This window comes from Micromonospora sp. NPDC049374, assembly GCF_040677165.1.
GTDB lineage: Bacteria > Actinomycetota > Actinomycetes > Mycobacteriales > Micromonosporaceae > Micromonospora.
Genome location: NZ_JBFAQH010000003.1, coordinates 446,219 through 467,060, shown reverse-complemented (window position 1 = coordinate 467,060; position 20,842 = coordinate 446,219). Strand labels below are relative to the sequence as shown.

Annotated in this window: 20 protein-coding genes; 12 read left to right on the top strand and 8 right to left on the bottom strand. The window is 69.9% G+C overall.

Annotated features, from left to right (window positions below; translation table 11 throughout):
- Positions 1-75: 75 nt before the first annotated feature.
- Positions 76-2,049 (bottom strand): acyl-CoA dehydrogenase, encoded by a 1,974-nt coding sequence (locus AB0J93_RS08035; protein ID WP_363919317.1) that lies wholly within the window; start codon positions 2,047-2,049, stop codon positions 76-78.
- Positions 2,050-2,121: 72 nt separating this feature from the next.
- On the opposite strand from AB0J93_RS08035, the gene AB0J93_RS08030 reads away from it, so the two are divergent.
- On the top strand, positions 2,122-2,748 hold the full coding sequence (locus AB0J93_RS08030) for a TetR/AcrR family transcriptional regulator (RefSeq protein ID WP_363919315.1): 627 nt from the start codon (positions 2,122-2,124) through the stop codon (positions 2,746-2,748).
- An 18-nt stretch (positions 2,749-2,766) separates the two neighbouring features.
- Here the strand turns inward: AB0J93_RS08030 and AB0J93_RS08025 are convergent, their stop codons facing one another.
- The 5 genes from AB0J93_RS08025 to AB0J93_RS08005 form a co-directional block, all read right to left on the bottom strand.
- Entirely contained in the window at positions 2,767-4,836 is a 2,070-nt protein-coding gene (locus AB0J93_RS08025; RefSeq protein ID WP_363919313.1) for a UvrD-helicase domain-containing protein, read from the bottom strand.
- Between the two features lie 134 nt (positions 4,837-4,970).
- Positions 4,971-5,180 carry a DUF3072 domain-containing protein gene (locus AB0J93_RS08020; RefSeq protein ID WP_363919311.1) on the bottom strand — a complete coding sequence of 70 codons (210 nt, stop codon included), beginning with the start codon at positions 5,178-5,180 and terminating at the stop codon, positions 4,971-4,973.
- Positions 5,181-5,362: 182 nt separating this feature from the next.
- A complete protein-coding gene (locus tag AB0J93_RS08015; protein ID WP_363919309.1) occupies positions 5,363-6,283 on the bottom strand; it encodes an SMP-30/gluconolactonase/LRE family protein in 921 nt (306 codons plus the stop codon).
- The gene (locus AB0J93_RS08010; RefSeq protein WP_363919307.1) at positions 6,280-6,714 is read right to left on the bottom strand and encodes an SRPBCC family protein; all 435 of its coding nucleotides are present in this window, start codon (positions 6,712-6,714) and stop codon (positions 6,280-6,282) included. Before AB0J93_RS08010 ends, AB0J93_RS08015 begins: the two co-directional genes overlap by 4 nt.
- Positions 6,715-6,807: 93 nt before the next feature.
- A complete protein-coding gene (locus AB0J93_RS08005; RefSeq protein ID WP_363919305.1) occupies positions 6,808-8,034 on the bottom strand; it encodes a serine protease in 1,227 nt (408 codons plus the stop codon).
- Positions 8,035-8,101: 67 nt separating this feature from the next.
- Between AB0J93_RS08005 and AB0J93_RS08000 the strand changes: the two genes are divergently transcribed.
- Both AB0J93_RS08000 and AB0J93_RS07995 read left to right on the top strand, forming a co-directional pair.
- Positions 8,102-8,716: an alpha/beta hydrolase gene (locus AB0J93_RS08000; RefSeq protein ID WP_363919303.1), complete on the top strand. Its 615-nt coding sequence runs from the start codon at positions 8,102-8,104 to the stop codon at positions 8,714-8,716.
- 121 nt (positions 8,717-8,837) lie between these two features.
- Positions 8,838-9,941 (top strand): glycosyl hydrolase 53 family protein, encoded by a 1,104-nt coding sequence (locus AB0J93_RS07995; RefSeq protein ID WP_363919301.1) that lies wholly within the window; start codon positions 8,838-8,840, stop codon positions 9,939-9,941.
- Positions 9,942-10,088: 147 nt separating this feature from the next.
- On the opposite strand, the gene AB0J93_RS07990 is transcribed toward AB0J93_RS07995, so the two are convergent.
- Positions 10,089-10,211 (bottom strand): hypothetical protein, encoded by a 123-nt coding sequence (locus AB0J93_RS07990; protein ID WP_363919299.1) that lies wholly within the window; start codon positions 10,209-10,211, stop codon positions 10,089-10,091.
- A gap of 93 nt (positions 10,212-10,304) precedes the next feature.
- Between AB0J93_RS07990 and AB0J93_RS07985 the strand changes: the two genes are divergently transcribed.
- A complete protein-coding gene (locus tag AB0J93_RS07985; RefSeq protein ID WP_363919297.1) occupies positions 10,305-11,693 on the top strand; it encodes an RICIN domain-containing protein in 1,389 nt (462 codons plus the stop codon).
- Positions 11,694-11,778: 85 nt separating this feature from the next.
- Here AB0J93_RS07985 and AB0J93_RS07980 read toward each other — a convergent pair whose 3' ends face one another.
- Positions 11,779-12,549 (bottom strand): FadR/GntR family transcriptional regulator, encoded by a 771-nt coding sequence (locus AB0J93_RS07980; RefSeq protein WP_363919295.1) that lies wholly within the window; start codon positions 12,547-12,549, stop codon positions 11,779-11,781.
- Positions 12,550-12,806: 257 nt separating this feature from the next.
- Between AB0J93_RS07980 and AB0J93_RS07975 the strand changes: the two genes are divergently transcribed.
- From AB0J93_RS07975 to AB0J93_RS07940, 8 genes are all read left to right on the top strand, one after another.
- Positions 12,807-13,958: an extracellular solute-binding protein gene (locus AB0J93_RS07975; protein ID WP_363919293.1), complete on the top strand. Its 1,152-nt coding sequence runs from the start codon at positions 12,807-12,809 to the stop codon at positions 13,956-13,958.
- 181 nt (positions 13,959-14,139) lie between these two features.
- Positions 14,140-14,943 carry a sugar ABC transporter permease gene (locus AB0J93_RS07970; RefSeq protein ID WP_363919291.1) on the top strand — a complete coding sequence of 268 codons (804 nt, stop codon included), beginning with the start codon at positions 14,140-14,142 and terminating at the stop codon, positions 14,941-14,943.
- On the top strand, positions 14,943-15,770 hold the full coding sequence (locus AB0J93_RS07965; RefSeq protein ID WP_363919289.1) for a carbohydrate ABC transporter permease: 828 nt from the start codon (positions 14,943-14,945) through the stop codon (positions 15,768-15,770). The genes AB0J93_RS07970 and AB0J93_RS07965 overlap by 1 nt, the downstream gene beginning before the upstream one ends.
- A gap of 1 nt (position 15,771) precedes the next feature.
- A complete protein-coding gene (locus tag AB0J93_RS07960; RefSeq protein ID WP_363919287.1) occupies positions 15,772-17,010 on the top strand; it encodes a mandelate racemase/muconate lactonizing enzyme family protein in 1,239 nt (412 codons plus the stop codon).
- 61 nt (positions 17,011-17,071) lie between these two features.
- On the top strand, positions 17,072-18,097 hold the full coding sequence (locus AB0J93_RS07955; protein WP_363919285.1) for an alcohol dehydrogenase catalytic domain-containing protein: 1,026 nt from the start codon (positions 17,072-17,074) through the stop codon (positions 18,095-18,097).
- Positions 18,094-18,855 (top strand): 2-dehydro-3-deoxy-D-gluconate 5-dehydrogenase KduD, encoded by a 762-nt coding sequence (gene kduD, locus AB0J93_RS07950; protein ID WP_363919283.1) that lies wholly within the window; start codon positions 18,094-18,096, stop codon positions 18,853-18,855. The genes AB0J93_RS07955 and kduD overlap by 4 nt, the downstream gene beginning before the upstream one ends.
- Complete coding sequence (locus AB0J93_RS07945; protein WP_363919281.1) at positions 18,852-19,727, top strand: amidohydrolase family protein; 876 nt, start codon at positions 18,852-18,854, stop codon at positions 19,725-19,727. Before kduD ends, AB0J93_RS07945 begins: the two co-directional genes overlap by 4 nt.
- The gene (locus tag AB0J93_RS07940) at positions 19,724-20,704 is read left to right on the top strand and encodes an aldo/keto reductase (protein ID WP_363919279.1); all 981 of its coding nucleotides are present in this window, start codon (positions 19,724-19,726) and stop codon (positions 20,702-20,704) included. Before AB0J93_RS07945 ends, AB0J93_RS07940 begins: the two co-directional genes overlap by 4 nt.
- Positions 20,705-20,842 lie beyond the last annotated feature (138 nt).

Here is a 20,842-nt window from a genome sequence, read left to right as displayed (position 1 = left end):
GGGGTTGCCCGAGAGTGGCATGCAACATATTGCGCAGGCCGCCTGCTGGCTGCGCGGATCCCGCGCGGCCAGGTGCTAGGCGATGGTGGTGTCGTGGGCGGTCATCGTCTCCTGACGACCCGGCTCCTCGCGCAGGATGGCGGCGTGCAGCCAGATGTCCGGGATGGCGAATCCGTCGACAAGCGTCCGCATCTGCGGGCGCAGCTCCTTGAGCAGGCCGTTCACCACGGCCGTGATCGCCTTCGAGCGGGCCGGCGTGAGCCGGCCGTGCTCCAGCAGCCACCCCTTGTGGGACTCGATGACGCTGAGGGCGTACAGATCGCAGACGCGGGAGAGCAGCGCCCGGACCGCCGGGTCCGCAGTGTCCTCGATGCCGGCGACGAACGCCTCAAGGGTGATCCGGTCGATGTGTGCGGCGGCGGCGGTCAGGACGTGGTCCTGGACGTCGTTGAAGATGTCGAACGGGCGGTCCTGCTTGGTGGTCGCGCCGTTGCGCAGGCGGCGGATCGCCCCTTCGAGCAGGTGCTTCTCGCGGTCGTCGAAGATCTTGAGCTGCCAGCCCCGGTCGGTGACGGCGACCTCCTCGTCGCGGCCGGGCACGGCGCCGATGAGCTGCTGGATCAGCGACCGCGCGGCGGTGCGTTCGAGCACCATCTCCCGGACCTGCTCGGCGACGAAGGAGGCGCGACCCCAGCCGTCCAGCGAGCCGAACTCGTCCCGGTAGCCGGTGAGCAGCCCCTTGGCGACCAGTTGCAGCAGGACCGTGTTGTCACCCTCGAAGGTGGTGAAGACGTCGGTGTCGGCCCGCAGGCCCGGCAACCGGTTCTCGGCCAGGTAGCCGGCGCCGCCGCACGCCTCGCGACACAGCTGGATGGTGCGGGCGGCGTGCCAGGTCTGTGCGGCCTTCAGCCCGGCGGCGCGGGACTCCAACTCCCGCTGCCGGCGTTCGTCGACCGGGCCGTCGCCGCCCTGCACCTCGTGCACCGCGGCGACCAGTTCGGCCTGGGCGAAATGCAGCGCGTACGTGGTGGCCAGGGCGGGCAGCAGCTTGCGCTGGTGGGCCAGGTAGTCGTTGAGCAGCACCTCCCGCTCGGCGTCGGGGGTGCTGAACTGGCGGCGGGTGTCGCCGTAGCGGACCGCGATGGTCAACGCCGCCTTGGTGGCCGACGCCGCGGCGCCACCCACACTGACCCGGCCGCGGACCAGGGTGCCGAGCATGGTGAAGAAGCGCCGGGAGTCGTTCTCGATCGGGCTGGAGTACGTGCCGTCCTCGGCGACCTGTCCGTACCGGTCCAGCAGCATGTCCCGGGGCACCGTCACGTGGTCGAAGCTGAGTCGCCCGTTGTCCACGCCGAGCAGGCCGGCCTTGGGCCCCGCGTCGCCGATGGTCACGCCGGGCAGCGGGTTGCCCTGCTCGTCGCGGATCGGCACCAGCCACGCGTGTACGCCGTGCCGCCGCCCGTTGGTGACCAACTGCGCGAAGACCACCGCCATCCGCCCGTCCCGGGCCGCGTTGCCGATGTAGTCCTTGCGGGCCGCCTGGTGCGGCGTGTGCAGGTCGAAGGTCTGCGTCCGGGGGTCGTACGTGCAGGTGGTGCGCAGTTGCTGGACGTCGGAGCCGTGCCCGGTCTCGGTCATCGCGAAGCAGCCCAGGATCCGGCCGGAGATGATGTCCCGAAGGTAGGCGTCGTGGTGGCGCCGGGTGCCCAGGGCCGCGACCGCACCGCCGAACAGGCCCCACTGCACGCCGGCCTTGACCATCAGCGAGAGGTCGACCTGCGCCAGCATCTCGGTGGCGATGATCGAGCCGCCGACGTCGGATCCACCGCCGTACTGAGTGGGAAACGCCGACGCGATCCCCAGCTTGACGGGCAGCTCGCCGAGCAGACGGGTGATCCGCTCACGCGCCTGGTCGCCGGTCTCGCCGTATACCGGGAGGAAGCGTTCGTCGAGGTGCCGGCGGTGCGCGTTGCGGACCTCGACCCACGGTCCGTCGAGCACCTGCTGAAGGCGGGCGAGGTCGACGGGGCCGGGTGCTTGACTGGGCATGGCTACCTCGCAGGACGCTGGTTGGGTACAGCTCGTACCCATCCCAGGGTAGCGAGCCGCTACAGTGATCAGGTGAGCAATGCGGCGGTGAAACGGGACACCATCGCCGCCCGCCGTGCCGGCGGCATCCCGCAGGAGCGGGCCCGGCGACGGCAGGCGATCGTGGAGGCCGCGGTCCGCGTCATCGAGGAACACGGCACCGACACCGGGCTGGGCACGGTAGCCGACCGGGCCGGGCTGCCCAGACCGCACGTCTACCGCCATTTCGCCAGCAAGGACGACCTCGACCAGGCCGTCGCCCGGCACGCCGCCCGCCTGGTCAGCGCCTGGATCCGTCCGTCGCTGTCGGACCAGGGCACGCCGCCGGAGGTGGTCCACGGCATCATCGGCCGGGTGTTGAGCTGGGCGGTGGCCCACCCCAACCTCTACCGGTTCCGGGCCCGCCTCGGCACCGCGCACGCGGTGCCCGAAATCACCGAAGCCGCCGTCGCCAACCTGCGTGCCGCCGGCTACGCGGCGCACCTGCCCGCGTACGTGGTGGCCAGTGTCGTCGGCATGGTCGACGCCGGCATCATCTGGTGGTTCGACCACCGCGACGAGGTCGGGCCGGAGCAGCTCAACGACTGGCTCGCCGTCCAGGTCTGGCGGGTCGTCGCCGAGGCGGTCCAGCGACCACCGTCGGCGTCTGACGACGGGTGACCGCCGCCGATCGGGCGCTCACGACCGGAGCGCCTCCGGCAGTGGCTTGGTGTGCAGGATGACCAGTTCGGCGACGGCCCGGGTCAGGGCGACGTAGAGCCGGTTCATGCCGCGAGGCTCGGCGGCGACGATGTCGGCGGGCTCCACCAGCACCACCCGGTCGTACTCCAGCCCCTTGACCTGACTGACCGGGATCGCCCCCAGCGGGTCGGCGATCGCGTCCGCGGCGATGATCGCACCGGTTTCCTGAGCGAGGGCCGCTCGCAGGTCGTCCACCTGACGGATCGTGAGGGTGCCGCCGGGCCGGAAGGAGCGGGTCGGCGCGAGCCCGGGTGCCAGCGCCCGGGCGGCGAAGTCGGCGATGACCTGCGGCACCCGGTAGCCGGTGGGCAGGTCGAGCATCCTGACCTCGCGCTTGCCCAGCTGCGTCACCAGCTCCGGCCAGCTTCCGGCGGCCAGCGGATGGGTCGCCTGACCGAGGTCGCCCACGATCGTCATCGAGGCGTGGGCGGCTCGGCGGGCGATCATCCGACACTCCATCGGCGAGAGGTCCTGGGCCTCGTCGAGGATGACGTGCAGGTACACGTCCTCGACGGGCTCGGCGGGCTCCGCCACCGGCAGCGGCTCGGCCAACTCCGGCACGTGCCCCTCCTCGCCGTACGGGTCGAAGCCGTCCGACCAGCCCACCACCTGGTGGCCCTCACGCAGGATGATCGCCGCTGCCCAGCGCTGCGCCGCCCAGGTGTTGCCGCTGTCCAGGGACTGACCGGAGACGGCGATCGGGGTGGACAGCCCGGGCGCGAAGAGCTGCCAACCGTCGTTGAGGCTCAGGCTGAGCACGAAGGTCTCCGCCAGACGCGGGCCACTGCTCAACTCACGCACCTGCCACTCGTTCCTGGTCGGTGTCGGGGTGATCGGCCTACCCAGGATCTCGGCGAGTTCGTCGAGCAGCGGGACGTCGTCCACCGACCACTGCCCGTGCTGCGCGGGCAGCACGTCCTGCGGCGTCAGCGTCGGCCACCACGCCGTGAGGAAGGCCTCGGGGATCTCCCGGCCGCCGAGCAGTTCCGAGAGCACCGTCGCCGCCTCGGCGCGGGCGCCGTTGGGTTTGATGCCCCGCGCCTCGCACCGTCGACGCACCTCCAGGCGCGCCTTCGCCAGGTCGTCGGCGTCGAGCCTGCCCAACTGCGCCGGCGCGTTCGGCGGGGTGTGCCAGGCCAGTTCGGTGAGTACCCGCACCATCTTCAGGTCGCCCTTGGATCTGGCGACCTCGGCGCGGTCACGTCGGGTCGCCACCACACCGTCGAACAGTTCGCCGATCGCCCGCAGGTGGACGCTGTCCTCGCCGAGACCGGGCAACACCCGGCCGATGTACTCGGTGAACACGGTCGACGGACCGACCACCAGCACCCGGCCGTCGGCGAACTTGCCCCGGTCGGTGTAGAGCAGATAGGCGGCACGGTGCAGGGCGACCTGGGTCTTGCCGGTCCCGGGGCCACCGGTGATGACGGTGACGCCGTGCGCGGGTGCGCGGATCGCCTCGTCCTGCTCGCGCTGGATGGTGCTGACGATGTCGCGCATGTGCGGACCGCGTTCCCGGGTGAGCGACGCGAGCAGGGCGCCTTCGCCCACCACACCGTCGACGTCGCCGGCCGACAGCACCTCGTCGTCCACGTCGACGACCGTGGGACCCTCGCAGGTGATGATCCGACGGCGCACCACGCCCAGTGGCTCACCGGGGGTGGCTCGGTAGAACGGCGCGGCGGCCGGTGCGCGCCAGTCCACCACCAGCGGCTCCCGGTCCTCGTCGCGTACGCCGAGCCGGCCGACGCGGTAGGTGTCGCCGTCGTCGAAGTCCAGCCGACCGAAGACCAGGCCCTCCTGCTGACCGTCCAGGTCGGACAACCGGGCCGCGGCGCGCAGCACCATCGCGTCGCGCTCGACCAGCCCGGTCAGCGGGCCGGCCGAGGCACGACCACGGCCCTCGGAGTCCAGTTCCCTCGCCTGCGTACGCATGACCTCCAGTCGCTCGTAGACCTTGTCGACCACCTGCTGCTCGATGGCGAGCTGCCGCACTGTTTCGGACACACTGCTCCCTGGTCTGCCAGAGGCTGCTGCACGGGGACTGGTCGAGAATATGTACCGGCCAGACCCACAAAATCGGCATCCAGGGTGATTCGCACGACTTGACCCGTAGATAAGATGGAGGTGGCCTCAGGGGATCAGCCCTGATCGCCCCGCCCGGTCTGCTGCTGCAACTGGTCGATCAGCTTTGCCGCCTCGGCCTTGCTGAGGCCGTCCGGCACGCTCTCGCCCGCCTCGCGGGCCAGGGTCCGCAGGTACGACTCCTGCGCCGCCGTCGTCGGCTCGTCGCCGGTCACCCACTCGTCCGGGTCTTTCACCGCGGCCTGCGGATCATGCTTCTCGGTCATCTCGGCACCACCCCTTCTCTCGAACAGGTGTGCCATACCCGGGTCGGTGGTCACCCATTCCTCCCCGGCGTCCCTGGTCCGCCGGGGAGGATCGGTGGCTGGTGTCCGGGTCGTCCGACCCAGCGGAGGTCGGCGGCCCGGCTGCGCGACGACGTCGCCGCGCTGCGCTGGGCGATGCGTGCCTATCCGGTGGCCGGGCCGGTCGTCGGGCCCGCGCCGGTCACGTTGAGCGCGAGCGAGTAGACCGAGGTGGTGGCCGTCACGAACAGCAGATTGCGCTTGCGGCCACCGAAGGTGAGGTTCGAGCAGATCTCCGGTAGTCGGAGTTTGCCGAGCAATGTGCCCTCCTGGTCGAAGCAGTGCAGCCCGTCGTGGGCGGCGACCCACAGCCGGCCCTCCCGGTCGAGTCGGATCCCGTCGAACGACCCGGCGTCGCATTCGGCGAGCACGCCACGGTCACGCAGCGTCCAGTCGGGGCCCACGTCGAAGTGGCGGAGATGCTTACGACGGGTGTCGACGATGAACAGCCGACGCTCGTCCGCCGAGAACGCCAGGCCGTTGGGACGCAGGAAGTCGTCGGCGACCCGTTCCACCCGGCCGTCGGGCGAGCAGCGGTAGACGTGGCAGCCGTCCAGCTCCGGATCCGCCCGGTGCCCCTCGTAGTCGCTGTCGATGCCGTAGCTCGGATCGGTGAACCACAACGAGCCGTCGCTGGTCTCCACGACGTCGTTCGGGCTGTTGAACCGCTTGCCCCGCCAACGGTCCGCCACCACGGTCAGCGACCCGTCGGGTTCGGTACGGGTGACCCGACGGTGGCCGTGCTCGCAGGTCACGACACGGCCGAGGCGGTCGATGGTGCGGCCGTTGGGGTAACCGGCGGGTGTCTGGAAGACGTCGCATCGGCCGGTGACCTCGTCCCACCGCACCACCCGGTCGTTGGGGATGTCGCTGAACAACAAACAGCGCCACGCGGCGGAGTACGCCGGCCCCTCCAACCAACGCCCACCGTCGAACAGTCGCTGCACCATGTGGTCACCGCTCACCGCCTGGAACCGCTCGTCCAGGACGTCCCAGCGGGTGGGTATGCGCTCGACCGGGTTCATCGCTCACCCTCGCTACCCGCGGCGAGCTCGGCGAAGGTCGTCGCCTCCTGCGCGAGGAGTCGCTGGGTCCGCCTGCCGTACAGCAGCTCGACCAGAGGGGCTCCCGGGCCGTCCCAGTCGATGCTCAGCCGCAGGCGGGTGGCGGAGCCCTCCGGATGCAGCTCGTGACTCGCCCTGGTTCGCACCCCCGGCATACGGGCCACCCAGGTGAAGCCGGCCCCGGGTCGCCAGTCGGTGATCTCGTACGTGGCGGTGGTCAGCCCGGGTTGGCGGATCCGGAAACGGCTGCCGACCGTCACCGGCCCGGCATCGTCGATTCGTCTGATCTCGTCGATGGTGGGCAGCAGCTCGGCCCAACGGTCGACGTCGCTCACTGTCCGCCAGACGGTGGCGACCTCGGCATCCACGTGCTGTTCGACGGCAATCGTCATGTACCGGATGGTACGGCGGCGTCGGGTACGCGGCCCACGTGGGTCGGGCGGCCCGGGGGTGCGCGGTTCGCCCCCGGGCCGCCACAGCCGTGGTCAGCCGTTGTCGATCAGACTCGCGATCTCGTTGTAGATCAGGTGCGCCTTGGCACCCTGATTGGACGGACAACCGCCGAGGTGATGCAGGGCGATCACCCGGTGGCTGCTGTTCAGCACCGGTGAGCCCGAGTTGCCGCCGGAGGTGTCGCAGCTGTAGCTGATGTTCCAGGTGTTGTAGTTGGCGTTCCGTACGGTGCAGCGCGCGCCGTTCTGGGCGTTCTCGAAGATGGACAGACGCTTCGGGCTGCCGTCACCGTGCCCCGGGATGTACATCTGCGTCCCAGTGGTGGTGGCGGACGTCGCCAGGTAGAGCGTGCCGAAGCCCTGGATGGCGGCGAAGTTGTTCACCGAGAACAGGGCGTAGTCGAGTTGGCTGGAGCCACCACTGCTCACCCGGTAGAGCGTTGCACCACTGACCTTGGTGCCGGGCCCGGGGTTCGCGCCGCCGCAGGTGGCGCACTGGTAGTTGAACTGCATCTCACTGCCGCTGACCGCGGCCTGCGTCGAGAAGCAGTGCTTGTTGGTCAACATGCGGTTGGTGTTGCCGACCCGCCAGGTGGTGCACATGCCGCCGCCGCTGATCAGCAGCCGGGCCACGGCGTTGCCGCGTGCGTACTCGGTGGGGTGGCTGCTCTGGTAGCAGACCACGTCTCGGCGGGCGTCGGTGCTGCACACCGACTGGGTGGAGAAGTTGTACTGGCCGATCTCCGTGCGGTCGTAGCCGCGCCAGAACCGGTCGATGATCGCGGCGCTGCCCCGGGAGGAACGGTTGCTGTGCAGCGCCACCACCGCCGTGTCACCTTCCACCGACATCGCCCAGAAGCCCGGCCGCCCGTCGGTCGTGTAGTCCGCGCCGGTCGCCCGGTTCAGGTGGCGGTCGTACCGGTAGCTCTCCCGGCCGTCGGGGCTCGACACGGTGACGTACTCCCCGGGGGCCAGCCGCAGCGAGCTGAAGTGCACCTTGATGTACGTGGCGCCGGGGTGCTGGATGACCTGGGTCCGGCCGTCGCGGGCGTACGACAACGAACCGTCGACGGTGCGCAACTCACCGACGGTCGTCACACCCTCGGCCGAGAACTGGTCCGACTCGGGTGCCCGGTCGGAAAGTGGCGTGATCGGCTGCACCGGGTGTGCCGCGGCGGGGGCCGACAGCAGGGTCAGCCCGAGTGTGCAGGCGGCGAATGTGACGGTCACCGTGCGTAGGCGGCGCAGGGCAGGTTTCATCGTCGCTCCTCCCAGGAAGCGGAACCTGAACGATTCCTAAGCCTTCATACCGGACGGCGATCGATACATGCAAGGAAATCGATACAAGCGGGTGCTCTCGGCCCGTCTGGTGGCGTGGGGCCGACCTGACATGCGGGGCTACGGGCAGTCCGGCAAGGCGCGAATTCTGCCGGACCACTCCCAGCAGTCCAAGCGGGTGGTGGCGGCGGACATGGTCCGGCTGATGGACGCGCTGGGCCATTCGACCTTCGCCGCGGTCGGGCACGATCGCGGCTGCTACGTGGCGCTGCGCCTGGCACTGGACCACCCCGACACCGTCAGTCGGCTGGTGGTCATCGACGGGGTGCCCATCAGCGAGGCGCTCACCAGGTGCGACGCGACGTTCGCCCGGAACTGGTACCACTGGTTCTTCTTCGCCCAGCCGGACAAGCCGGAGCGGGCCATCGGTGCCGATCCCGACGCCTGGTACGGCGACAAGGCGCGGCCGGACCGCATGGGAGTCGACAACCACCGGGAGTTCCGGCAGGCCATCCACGACCCGGCCACCGTGCGGGCGATGCTCGAGGACTACCGCGCCGGCCTCGGGGTCGACCGGGCGCACGAGGAGGCCGCGGCTACCCCGCCTCGGCGACCAGCGCTGCGTTCGGGGCTGGTGCGGGAGCACCGGCATGGGTCACCCTGACTGTCACGCTTGAGCCATCGATCCCCATCACCACCTCACCTGGTTCCGAGACCGTCCGGCAGTGCCGCCGGACGTGCCCGAATCCGTCGGGCACCCGCATCCCTGGATGTGAAGGAGCGCCATGAAACCGTCCCTCCGGGTCCTCGCGGCGGTGGTCGTCCTCGCGGCCCCGCTGGCCCTGACCGCTCCCGCGCAGGCGGCCAACACCCTCACCATGCGCGGCGCGGACGTCTCCTCGCTGCAACGCAGCCTCGATCTCGGTGCCCGCTACTACAACGCCTCCGGCGCGCAGGCCGACCCCTACGACATCCTCGCCTCGAAGGGCGTCAACTATCTGCGGCTGCGCATCTGGAACAACCCGGCCAGCGGCTACAACAACAAGGCCAGGGTGCTTCAGCAGGCCAGGACGATCAAGGCCAAGGGCTTCAAGCTGCTGATCGACTTCCACTACTCGGACACCTGGGCCGACCCGGGCAAGCAGTATCCGCCGGCGGCCTGGGCCAACCATTCGCTGAGCCAGTTGCAGGCCGACGTCTACAACTACACCTACGACGTGTGCACGGCGCTGAAGGCGCAGGGCACCACGCCGGACGCCGTGCAGATCGGCAACGAGATCAACGTGGGCATGCTCTGGCCGGCCGGACAGGTGGTCAACAACGACTTCGCCCCGCTGGCGAGCCTGCTCAAGCGGGGCTACCAGGCCACCAAGGCGTGCAACGGCGCCACCCAGGTGTGGATCCACACGGCGAACGCGGACAGCAACGCCAACGCCCGCTGGTTCTACGACGGGATCCGGGCGCAGGGCGTCACCTGGGACGTCACCGCCTTGTCCTACTACTGCATGTGGCACGGCACGCTGGCCAACCTGTACAACGTGATCGCCGACGTGAGGTCCCGCTACGGCCGGCCGGTGGTGATCGCCGAGACCGCGTACCCGTTCACCACGGCCGACGCCGACCACCAGCCGAACGTGATCTCCGGAACCGCGCGCTGCGACAACATCCCGGCCACCTGGTCCGGCCAGGCGCAGCAGTTCAGCTGGGTGCAGAACACCGCGCGCAACGCCGGTGCGGTAGGCGTCTTCTACTGGGAACCGACCTGGCACGCGGTACGCGGCAACGGCTGGGACCCGGCGGACATCAACGGAACCGGCAACGGCTGGGACAACATGGCCGTCTTCGACTGGTCCGGGCGGGTGAACCCGCACCTGTACTGGACTCCGTGACCGCCGTCCGGGCCCGGGAGTCGCCACCGGGCCCGGTGGGCGGGGGTGTTCCGTGGCCCCGGGCGGGCCCGGACCGGAGTCCGCAGCATGGCCAACAAATAGACCTCAGTCGTTTGACGTATGACGTCGTTAACGCTAACTTCGCTGTCACGAGCGGGTCTTGTGGCTGCCGGGAGCCCGATTCTCCGCCGTGGTCCCGCGCCGGCCGGTCTCGACCGTGGGCTCGTCGTCACGCTGGTCGGCGGCTCCGGTGACCTGATCTTTCCGCACCACACCACCGTGCTGACGCCACCACCTGACGCCGGCACATAGGCAGCGCATCCACGGACTGCGCGTGGGTGACACCGATCGAAGGAGTGGACCATGAAGGCCATCGGTGAGGCTCGTCCCGCCTCTCCACCCAGACGCGGTTGGCGGTCGGGACTGGCCGCGGCGGCCGCCGCGGTCCTGGCGGCGAGCGCGCTCGTGGTGGTGAACGCGGCGCCCGCGGCGGCGGCGACCGTGGACACCAACGCCTGGTACGTGCTGGTCAACCGCAACAGTGGCAAGGCATTGGACGTGTACGGCCTGGCGACCAACGACGGCGCGCGGATCAGCCAGTGGACCCGCAACGACGGCGCCAACCAGCAGTGGCAGTTCGTGGACTCCGGCGGTGGCTACTACCGGCTGAAGTCCCGGCACTCGGGCAAGGTCCTCGATGTGCACAACTTCTCGACCGCCGACGGCGGGGCGATCGTGCAGTGGTCCGACCACAACGGCACCAACCAGCAGTTCCGGTTGGCCGACTCGGACGGCGGTCACGTCCGGCTGATCAGCCGGCACAGCGGCAAGGTCGTCGAGGTGCAGGGCGCCTCCACCGCAGACGGCGCGAACATCGTGCAGTACGCCGACTGGAACGGCGCCAACCAGCAGTGGCAACTGGCCCGGGTCGACGGGGGCGGCGACCCGCCGCCGACCGGCGGCTCCGGCTGCGGCAAGGCTCCGACGCTGAACAGCGGCACGCACACCATCCAGAGCAACGGCAAGAGCCGCCAGTTCATCCTGCGCCTGCCGGCCAACTACAACAACAACAACGCCTACCGGCTGATCTTCGCGTTCCACTGGCGCGGCGGCACCATGCAGGAGATCTCCTCCGGCGGCACCAGCGGGAGTGCCTGGTCCTACTACGGACAGCAGGAGCAGTCGAACAACAGCGCCATCCTGGTCGCGCCGCAGGGGCTCGGCAACGGTTGGGGCAACGCCGGTGGCGAGGACGTCACCTTCGTCGACGACATGATCCGTCGGATCGAGAGCGACCTGTGTGTCAACCCGAGGCAGCGCTTCGCCCTCGGCTTCAGCTGGGGCGGTGGCATGAGCTACGCCCTCGCCTGCGCGCGGGCCACGGTCTTCCGGGCGGTCGCCGTGATCGCCGGTGCGCAGATCAGCGGTTGCAGCGGCGGTACGCAGCCGATCGCGTACTTCGGTCTGCACGGCATCTCGGACAACGTCCTCAGCATCGGCCAGGGCCGAGGGCTGCGCGACACCTTCGTCCGTAACAACGGGTGCAACGCCCAGAACCCGCCCGAGCCGGGTGCGGGCAGCCGTACGCACATCACCACTGCCTACTCCGGTTGCCGCGCCGGGTACCCGGTGCAGTGGGCGGCCTTCGACAACGGGCACATGCCGGGCCCGGTGGACGGGACGTACGCCGAGAGTGGCATCACCACCTGGACCAAGGGTGAGATCTGGCGCTTCTTCGCCCAGTTCTCCTGACCGGGCCGAGCGCGACGGCGGGTCGCGGCCTCCTGGCGGCAGTGGGAGCCAGGAGGCCGGGCCCGCCGGCCCGTCGTGTCCCGGATCAGCGTTGCAGGCGGTCCGGCTTGCCCGAGCCGCTGCGGCGGACCACCCAGGCCTCGGTGATGTGGGTGAACATCGCCGCCGCGGCCCCTTCCGGGTCGTGGGCGGCGATCATCTCGTAGACACGTCGGTGTCCACGGTTGGAGGCGACGCAGAGCGACCGCTCGGTGCGGCCGGTGTACCGCGCCGTGTTCACGACCTGACTCTCCAGCGCCTGCACGACGCCACGAGCGATGCGGTTCCCGGACGCCTGCATGACGGTGTCGTGAAAGGCACGGTCGAGTTCATGGTAGGCCACGGTGTCGCCGACGAGCTCGTCCATCCGGTCGACCAGGGCGCGCAGGCGGTCCACGGTCTCCTCATCGGCGACCCGGGCGGCGACGTGTGCCATGTCGGACTCCAGCAGCCGCCGGGTCACCACCACGTCGTCGAGGATGGAAAGGCTGTCGTCCTCGGCGATGGTGGCCCCGAGGACGAGTTCGTCGAGCATGTCCCACATCGAGGCCGGGGTGACCATGGTGCCGGCGCCCTGACGGACCTGCACCAGCCCCTTCTCCTGAAGGATCTTCACCGCCTCCCGGACGACCGTCCGGCTGACGGAGAAGGTCTCACAGAGCACTGGTTCCGGAGGCAGTGCCGTGCCGGACGGATGCACCCCGCGGACGATGCGTTCCACCAGCTCGGCGGTGACCGCCGTGGCGAGGTTGGTGGGGCGGCGCGCCCAGGCCGGGGCGGCCAGTTTTTCCAGGGCCGTCTCCTGCGATGGCGTCATGTCCCCCTCCGATTGGCTCGTCGTGCCGCGACGTCCAGGGCCAGTGTACGGCGGACTGTTGACGTCAGACGTCATACGAGTTACGTTCTTGATCACGTTGGCTGCGGCAGGCCGTCAGCCATTCCCCTCAGAGGTGAACAACGATGAAACAACGAGCATTGTGGTCAGCCGTCCTCGTTGTGGGACTGGCGACGGCAGGTTGTGGAAGTGCCACCGACACGGGCTCCTCTTCCGGTGGCGCGACCGACAAACTGGTGGTGTGGGACTGGAAATCCGGTGAGCCTTCCGCCGGACCCTACATCGAGAAGGCGAAGGCCGACTTCGCCGCCAAGCACCCCGACGTGACGGTGGAGTTCGTCGCGCAGCCGTTCGACCAGTACTACACGCTGCTCGGTGCGGCCATTCAGTCCGGCAAGGGCCCGGACGTGATGCTCTTCAACGGCGGCGGCCAGATCCGCGACCGGGTCGACGCGCTGGTGCCCCTCGACGAGTATGTGGCCGAGGACAAGCAGCGGCTCGCCGGTTGGGACGCCTTCAGCAAGGACGGCAAGACCTATGCCGCTCCGGTGACGCTGCAGGGGCACCCCATCTACTACAACAAGGCGCTCTACGAGAAGGCCGGGCTCGATCCGGCGAGCCCCGCCACCACCTGGGACAAGTTCCTCGCCGACTGCGCCGCGATCGACAAGGCCGGCGCCAAGTGCTTCGCCCTGGGCAACAAGGAGGGCGCCGGAATCCAGTTCTGGATGTCGGCGCTGGGCTCCGGCATTCTCACCGCCCAGGAGTACGACGACTGGATCGCGGGCAAGCGCAACTGGAACTCGCCAAACGTGAAGCGGATCTTCGAGCTGTGGAAGGAAGCCGGCGACGCCGGTCTGAACAACGACGGTGCCAACTCGACCGCGATGTTCAACGACTCGTTCGCACTCTTCCAGTCCGCCAAGGCCGCGCACGTCATCGGGCTGATGTCGGACGTCGGGCACTGGAAGGACTTCAACGAGTTCCTGACGCCCGACAAGCTCGGCGTGATGGGCGCTCCGGTCGTCACCGCCGGCACCACGCCGAGCCTGGCCTACGACGGTGGCATCGGATACGCGGTGGCGAAGTGGACCAAGGATCCCAAGGTCGCCGCCGACCTGGTGCGATCGCTGACGTCGACCGAGGCGCTCCAGGCGTTCTACGCCGACGCCGGCGCGATCGCCGCCGACACCACCATCGACGTGTCGCAGGCCGGTCCGGCCGCCGCCACGATCGTCGCCGCGCTGCAGAGCGGTAAGCCCGCCCTGCACGTGGCGCTCTCCTCGAAGACCCTGGATCTGATGGGACGGGTCTCCCAGCAACTGCTCAGCGGGTCGATCAGCGTCGACGAGGCGGTGAAGCAGCTGGCAGCTTCCGACCAGGCGGGCTGATTTCGTGCCGATCGGAAACGCAGAGCCGTCGGTCCGTCCGGTTCCCCCCGGACGGACCGACGGGGCGGCGGCCGGGTCAGCGGGCCCCCGTCGTGGCGCCGGGTCACGGCCCGTCCGCGGCGGCTCGCGGGCCGAGCGCTTCGCCCCTTACGTCCTGGTCGCACCCGCCATCCTGATCATCGTGGTGCTGCGGCTGTACCCGTTGCTGCTCGGCGTCAACTTCTCCTTCACCGGAGACGGCGAGCGCAACGGTACGACGGTGGGCTTCGACAACTACCTTGAGTTGATCGATGACCCGTTGTTCCGCACCGCGCTGGGCAACGTCGGGCTGCTGGTGTTGTTGCTCCCGGTGGCGGTGGCGATCCCCGGGCTGCTCGCGACGTTCATCTACCTGCGGGTACCGGGTCATCGCTTCTACCGCAGCGTCTACTTCTTCCCGGCGGTGCTCTCACCGGTCATCGTCGGCGCGATCTTCAACCTGCTGCTCGCCTTCGACGGCCCCGTCAACGCCGTGTTCGAGGCGGTCGGCATCAGCCCGGTGGACTGGCTCGGGAATCCCGACGTCGCGATGTTCGTGGTGGTCGGTGTACACATCTGGGCGACCTTCGGCATGGCGCTTGTGGTGTTCCTGGCCGGGTTCGCGACCCTGGACGCCGCGCTGTTGGACGCGGCCCGGGTGGACGGAGCGTCGCTGCCCCAGGTCATCCGGCACGTGATCATCCCGGGCCTGTCCCGCACCATCGCGTTCGTCGCCGTGACCACCATGGTCGGGATGCTGACCTCGATGTTCGGCCTGCTCTACGTGATGACCAGCGGCGGGCCGGAAGGATCCACCTACCTCCCGGAGTACTACATCTGGATCCAGCAGGGCCAGATGAATCGGCCCGCCCTCGCCTCGGCCGCGTCGACGGTGCTCTTCGTGATCATGCTCGTCGTGGGGCTGCTACAGGTGCAGCTGCTCAGGCGGGCGGGAGGGGAGGACTGATGTCCCGCGTACGACTGAGTCGGTGGCTGCTGGCCGTTCCGATGTCACTGCTCGCGCTGGCGACGATCTACCCACTGCTGTTCACCGTCAACGTGGCGATGAAGACCCGCCGCGACTACATCCTCGACCGGTTCTCGCTGACCGACACCCTGCGCTGGGACAACATCAGCACGGCATGGAACAGCGTCGGCATGGACCGCTACTTCGTCAACTCCCTCATCGTGGTGACCTCGTCGGTGGTCCTGCTGCTGTTGCTCGGGTCGATGGCCGGCTTCGCCCTGAGCCAGCTTCGGTTCCGTGGTTCCTCGGTGCTGTTCCTGGGCTGCCTCGCGGGTCTGTTCGTGCCGTTCCAGGTGATCATGGTGCCGCTCGCCCGGATCATGGCCGACACCGCCCTCATCGACACGTACCCCGGACTGGTCCTGGTCTTCGTGGCACAGTTCCTGCCCTTCACCGTCTTCCTGATGACGAGTTACTACAAGACCATTCCGCGGGAGGTCATCGACGCGGCCAGGATCGACGGCAACAGCGTGTACGGCGTGTACCGCCGGATCATGCTGCCGTTGGGCACCCCGGCCCTGCTGTCGGTCGGCATCCTCAACGCGCTGTTCTGCTGGAACGACGTCCTGATGTCGCTGGTGATGATGCCGTCGGCGGATCACCGCACGCTCATGGTCGGCGTGACCTCGCTGCGCGGTCAGTACTCCGACGACATCCCCACCTTCGCCTCGGGCGTACTGATCGCCGCGATACCGGTCCTGGTGGTCTACCTCTTCCTCCAGCGCCAGATTGCCGACGGCGTCGCCGCCGGCTCCACGAAGGGCTGAAATGCGCATCACCGGATATCGGACGCTCACCACGGTCCAGGAATGGGGGCGCCCGGTCGGCGACGCCAACGGCGTCCTCGCCGACGGAATCGTCCCGGTGCCGATCGTCGTCGTGGAGACCGACGAGGGGCTGTCGGGTGTCGGCATCGGCCCGCACGTCGAGATCGAGCGAATCTTCGAGGCCATCGACGGTGAAGATCCCCGCGCGGTGACGACGCTCTACGACCGCATGCTGCGCCACACCTTCAAGGCCGGTCACGCGGGCCCGGTGTTCGGCACCATCGGCGCACTCGACACCGCACTGTGGGACATCAAGGCGCAGGCGGCCGGCCAGCCGCTGTGGCGATTGCTGGGCGGCCGCGACCGCCGGGTGCCGGCGTACGCGTCCGGGCTCGACATCGCCCTGACCGACGAGGAACTCGTCTCGGCGTACACCCGTTACGCCGAGCACGGGCTGCGGGCCGCCAAGCTCAAGGGCGGTCTCGACATCGAGCATGACCGACACCGGCTCCACCTGGTCAAGGAGGTCCTGGCCGAGGCCGGCCACGGACTGCGGCCGGGCCTGATGCTCGACGTCAACGAGGCGTGGACCCGCAAGCAGGCCGTCCGGCACGTCTGCGAACTCGAACGCACCCTCGACCTCATCTGGATCGAGGAGCCGGTTCGGCGCTGGGACGCCGACGGGCTCGCCGCCGTCGGCCGAGGGGTGCGCGCCTCCGTCGCCACCGGGGAGAACCTCACCGGGCTCGAGCAGTACCGGCCGCTGATCGCCGCCGGCGCGGTCGACGTCGTCCAGACGTCCGCGGTCGGGGGAGTCACCCACTTCCTGCGGGTGTCCGCCCTGGCGCATGCCTACGACCTGCCGGTCAGCCCGATCGGCAACAGCCCGCTCGGGCTGCTGCACGCCGCCACCTCGGTGCCGAACCACCTGACCAGCGAGTTGCAGGACCTCTGGCCGCCGGTCGGTGTCTCGGTCGACATGCACGTCGAGGACGGGGTCTTCGTCCTGGGCGACTCGCCCGGCCTCGGCCTCCGAGTGGACGAACAGCGGATCCGGGCCGTGGACCGGCACCCCCAGGCACCGGCGGTCGACGGCCCGAACGTCCGGCCGGAGCAGGCCGGGCGACGGCTGCTGGCGGCGACGGACGGCGTCCTGCCCGCCGCGGCTGGCTTCCCGCTGGCCCCGGCGGCCACCCCGGCACACAACAGCAACCAGGTGTCGCCGACCGGAAGTCACTGAACGGACCCGATGGTGGTGGCCGGCGGCACGAGCGGCGTGCGGTCGTTGATACGGAGGATCGATGAAGGCAGTGGTCTACCGGGGAGCACGGCACCTCGGAATCGAGGAACGTGAGCCGGCGGCACCCGGACGCGGCGAAGTGCGGATCTCGGTGGCCTACACCGGGATCTGCGGCACCGACCTGCACATCTACCACGGCGACATGGACAATCGGGTCGGCGCCGCCGCGATCATCGGGCACGAGATGTCCGGGCGGATCGCGGCGCTGGGCGAGGACGTCACCGGCTGGTCCATCGGCCAGCCGGTGACGGTGCTGCCCACCAGGTGGTGCGGGCGGTGTGCCGCCTGCCGGCGCGGCAACTCGCACATCTGCCACGCCATGAACTTCCTCGGCATCGACTCGCCCGGCGCCATGCAGTCCGCCTGGAACGTGCCGGCGGAACTGGTCCTGCCGCTGCCCGAGGAACTGCCGCTCGATCAGGGCGCACTCGTCGAACCGGTCGCCGTCGCCGTGCACGACGTGCGGCGTGGAAAGGTGGCCTCAGGCGATCATGTGGTCGTCGTCGGCGGCGGGCCGATCGGGGTGCTCATCGGCACCGTCGCCCAGGGGCGCGGTGCGCGGGTACTGCTCGTCGAGCCGGACGAGGCTCGCCGCGCCGTGGCAAGCGAAATCGGGATCGAGGCGGTTGACCCGGGCGCGATCGACGTGGCGGCGTTGGTCGCCGACCGGACCGACGGTGCGGGTGCCGACGTCGCCTTCGAGGTCTCCGGCGCTGCGGCGGGTGTCGCCACCGCGGTCGAGGTGCTGACCGCCCGGGGTCGGCTGGTGATGGTGGCGATCCATCCCCGGCCCCGGGAGGTCGACCTGCACCGGTTCTTCTGGCGCGAGTTGGAACTGCTCGGCGCCCGGTTGTACCAGCGCGACGACATGGCGGAGGCGATCAGGTTGGTCGCCTCCGGCGCGATCCCGGCACGGCAGCTGATCTCCCGGGTCGAGCCGCCCGAGGCGGCGACCGCGGCGTTCACCGCGCTGGAGGGCGGCGGTGTCATGAAGGTGCTGCTGGACTGGCGGGAGGGCGACCGGTGACGAATCTGTTCGACCTGTCCGGACGAACCGCTGTGGTGACCGGCGCCCGGCGGGGCATCGGCCTGGCCATGGCCGAGGCGCTGGCCCAGGCCGGTGCCGACGTCGTGGGTGTCTCCGCGCACCTCGAACCGGAGGAGAGCGAGGTGGGGCGCCGGGTGCGGGCCGCCGGTCGGCGGTTCACCGCGCTGCGCGCCGATCTGGCCGATCGGGCGGCCGTGCGCCGGCTCGCCGACGAGCTGGTCGCGCTCGGCCCGATCGACATCCTGGTCAACAACGGCGGCACGATCGCCCGCGCCCCGGCCGTCGATCACCCCGACGAACTCTGGGATCATGTGATCGAGGTGAACCTGAACAGCCAGTTCGTGCTGAGTCGGGAGGTCGGTCGGACGATGGTCGAGCGCGGCCACGGGAAGATCATCTTCACCGCGTCCCTGCTCAGCTTCCAGGGCGGCATCACGGTGCCCGGGTACGCTGCGTCGAAGTCGGGCGTGGCTGGTCTCACCAAGGCCCTGGCGAACGAGTGGGCGGCGCACGGGGTGAACGTGAACGCCATCGCCCCTGGCTACATCGCCACCGACAACACCCGGGCCCTGCGTGCGGACCCGGAGCGCGACCAGGCGATCCTCGCCCGGATTCCGGCCGGCAGGTGGGGCGTCGCCGATGACCTCGGTGGTGCCACGGTGTTTCTGGCGTCGGCGGCCTCCGACTACGTCAACGGGATCGTGCTGCCGGTCGACGGGGGATGGTTGGGCCGATGACCGAGGTAGCTCCGGGGTCGGCCGGAATCGTCGACGCCCACCACCACCTGTGGGTCCGGGCACGGCATCCGCAGCCGTGGATCGACCCGGTGACCATGGCGGCCATCGACGCCGACTTCGAACTGGCCGACCTGGCCCCGCTGGCCCGGGCGACGGGCGTCACCAGCACCGTCGTCGTACAGTCCATCGCCTCGGCGAGGGAGACCGTGGACCTGCTCCGGGTCGCGGCCGACGACATCCTGGTCGGCGGTGTCGTCGGTTGGGTCGACCTGACGGCCGACGACGTCGCCGATCGCCTCGACCGCCTGCGCGCGGCGCCCGGTGGGCAGCGCCTGGTCGGCGTCCGTCACCTCGTGCAGAGCGAGACCGACCCGGCCTACCTGGACCGCCCGGACGTCCGCCGGGGCATCGCCGCGGTCGGCGCCGCAGGCCTGGTCTTCGACCTGCTGGTCCGGCAACACCAGCTGCCCATGGCCGCCCGGTTGGCGCAGGACCTGCCCGAGGTGCGCTTCGTCCTCGACCATCTCGGCAAGCCCGCGCTGGGCACCCGGGAGTTCGACCACTGGAAGCGGGACCTGCGGGCCCTCGCCGAAGCACCCAACACGACGGCCAAGGTGTCCGGCCTGACGACCGAGGTGCCCCGGTCACCTTGGGCGGTGGCCGATCTCCGACCCGCTGTCGACCACGCACTCGACGTGTTCGGGCCGCAGCGGCTGATGTTCGGTTCGGACTGGCCGGTGTGCCTGCTCGCCACCTCGTACCCCCGCTGGATCGAAGCGGTCACGGAGTTGCTGGGCGACCTCGACGCGACCGACCGGGCGGCGTTCTGGGCAGGCACCGCCCGGCGTGCCTACCGACTGGGGGCGTCGTGAGGACACACGCCCTGCCGCGCCGTCCGGCGATCGGCCTCACCGAGCTGGGCTTCGGCGCGGCACAGGGCGGCAACCTCTACCGGGTGACCACGGACGAGGAGTTCGTCGCCGCCATCGACTCCGCCTGGGCGGCCGGCGTGCGGTACTTCGACACCGCGCCGCACTACGGCCTCGGGTTGTCCGAACGTCGCCTGGGCAGCGCGTTGCGACACAGGCCACGCGACGAGTACGTGGTGTCGACGAAGGTGGGGCGACTCCTGGAGCCGTCTCCGCAGGACGCGCACCTGCGCGACCCCGAGGGGTTCGAGGTGCCCGCGAGCCATCGCCGGGTCTGGGACTTCAGCCGCGACGGGGTACGCCGTTCCATCGAGGCCAGCCTGGAGCGGACCGGCCTGGACCGGATCGACATCGCCTACCTGCATGACCCCGACGATCACTGGGAGCAGGCCGCCGCCGAGGCCGTGCCCGCTTTGGTCGAGTTGCGCGACCAGGGCGTCGTGGGCGCGATCGGGGCCGGGATGAACCAGTCGGCGATGCTCGCGCGGTTCGTTCGGGAAACCGACGTCGACGTGATGATGTGCGCCGGCCGGTACACCCTGCTCGAACAGGGCGCGGCCGGTGACCTGTTGCCGCTCGCGGCGAGTCGGGGGGTGGGTGTGGTGATCGCGGGCGTCTACAACTCGGGACTGCTGTCGCGGGACCGCCCGCCGGCCGACGCGTTCTACAACTATCAGCAGGCGCCGCCGGAGCTGATCGAGCGGGCGCGGCGGATCGCCGAGGTCTGCGAAGCACACGGTGTCACCCTGCCGCAGGCGGCGCTCGCCTTCGTCCGTCGGCACCCGGCCGTGGTGTCGACCGTGGTCGGCGTCCGCAATGGAACGCAGATGGCGGAGACCGTACGGCGCTCGGACGCGGTCGTGCCCGACGAACTCTGGCGGTCACTGGCCACCGCCGGTCTGCTCGCCTCGGCCCGCTGAACGTTCCTGAACACCGCACCGCGGCGGATGTCGAGGTACGGAAGTGGTTGGCGGGCCTGACCGCACCGGCGCGGGACGAGCCCGGCGCACCTATCACCGGTCAGGGCCTGGGTCGAAGTCGGCCGTCGCCCTTCGTTG

Coding starts and splice junctions, on each gene's coding strand:
- AB0J93_RS08005 (WP_363919305.1), bottom strand. CDS start 8,034: ATGAAACCTGCCCTGCGCCGCCTACGCACGGTGACCGTCACATTCGCC.
- AB0J93_RS07980 (WP_363919295.1), bottom strand. CDS start 12,549: ATGACGCCATCGCAGGAGACGGCCCTGGAAAAACTGGCCGCCCCGGCC.
- AB0J93_RS07995 (WP_363919301.1), top strand. CDS start 8,838: ATGAAACCGTCCCTCCGGGTCCTCGCGGCGGTGGTCGTCCTCGCGGCC.
- AB0J93_RS08020 (WP_363919311.1), bottom strand. CDS start 5,180: ATGACCGAGAAGCATGATCCGCAGGCCGCGGTGAAAGACCCGGACGAG.
- AB0J93_RS08010 (WP_363919307.1), bottom strand. CDS start 6,714: ATGACGATTGCCGTCGAACAGCACGTGGATGCCGAGGTCGCCACCGTC.
- AB0J93_RS07985 (WP_363919297.1), top strand. CDS start 10,305: ATGAAGGCCATCGGTGAGGCTCGTCCCGCCTCTCCACCCAGACGCGGT.
- AB0J93_RS07945 (WP_363919281.1), top strand. CDS start 18,852: ATGACCGAGGTAGCTCCGGGGTCGGCCGGAATCGTCGACGCCCACCAC.
- AB0J93_RS07955 (WP_363919285.1), top strand. CDS start 17,072: ATGAAGGCAGTGGTCTACCGGGGAGCACGGCACCTCGGAATCGAGGAA.
- AB0J93_RS07965 (WP_363919289.1), top strand. CDS start 14,943: ATGTCCCGCGTACGACTGAGTCGGTGGCTGCTGGCCGTTCCGATGTCA.
- AB0J93_RS08015 (WP_363919309.1), bottom strand. CDS start 6,283: ATGAACCCGGTCGAGCGCATACCCACCCGCTGGGACGTCCTGGACGAG.
- AB0J93_RS08000 (WP_363919303.1), top strand. CDS start 8,102: ATGCAAGGAAATCGATACAAGCGGGTGCTCTCGGCCCGTCTGGTGGCG.
- AB0J93_RS07960 (WP_363919287.1), top strand. CDS start 15,772: ATGCGCATCACCGGATATCGGACGCTCACCACGGTCCAGGAATGGGGG.
- AB0J93_RS08035 (WP_363919317.1), bottom strand. CDS start 2,049: ATGCCCAGTCAAGCACCCGGCCCCGTCGACCTCGCCCGCCTTCAGCAG.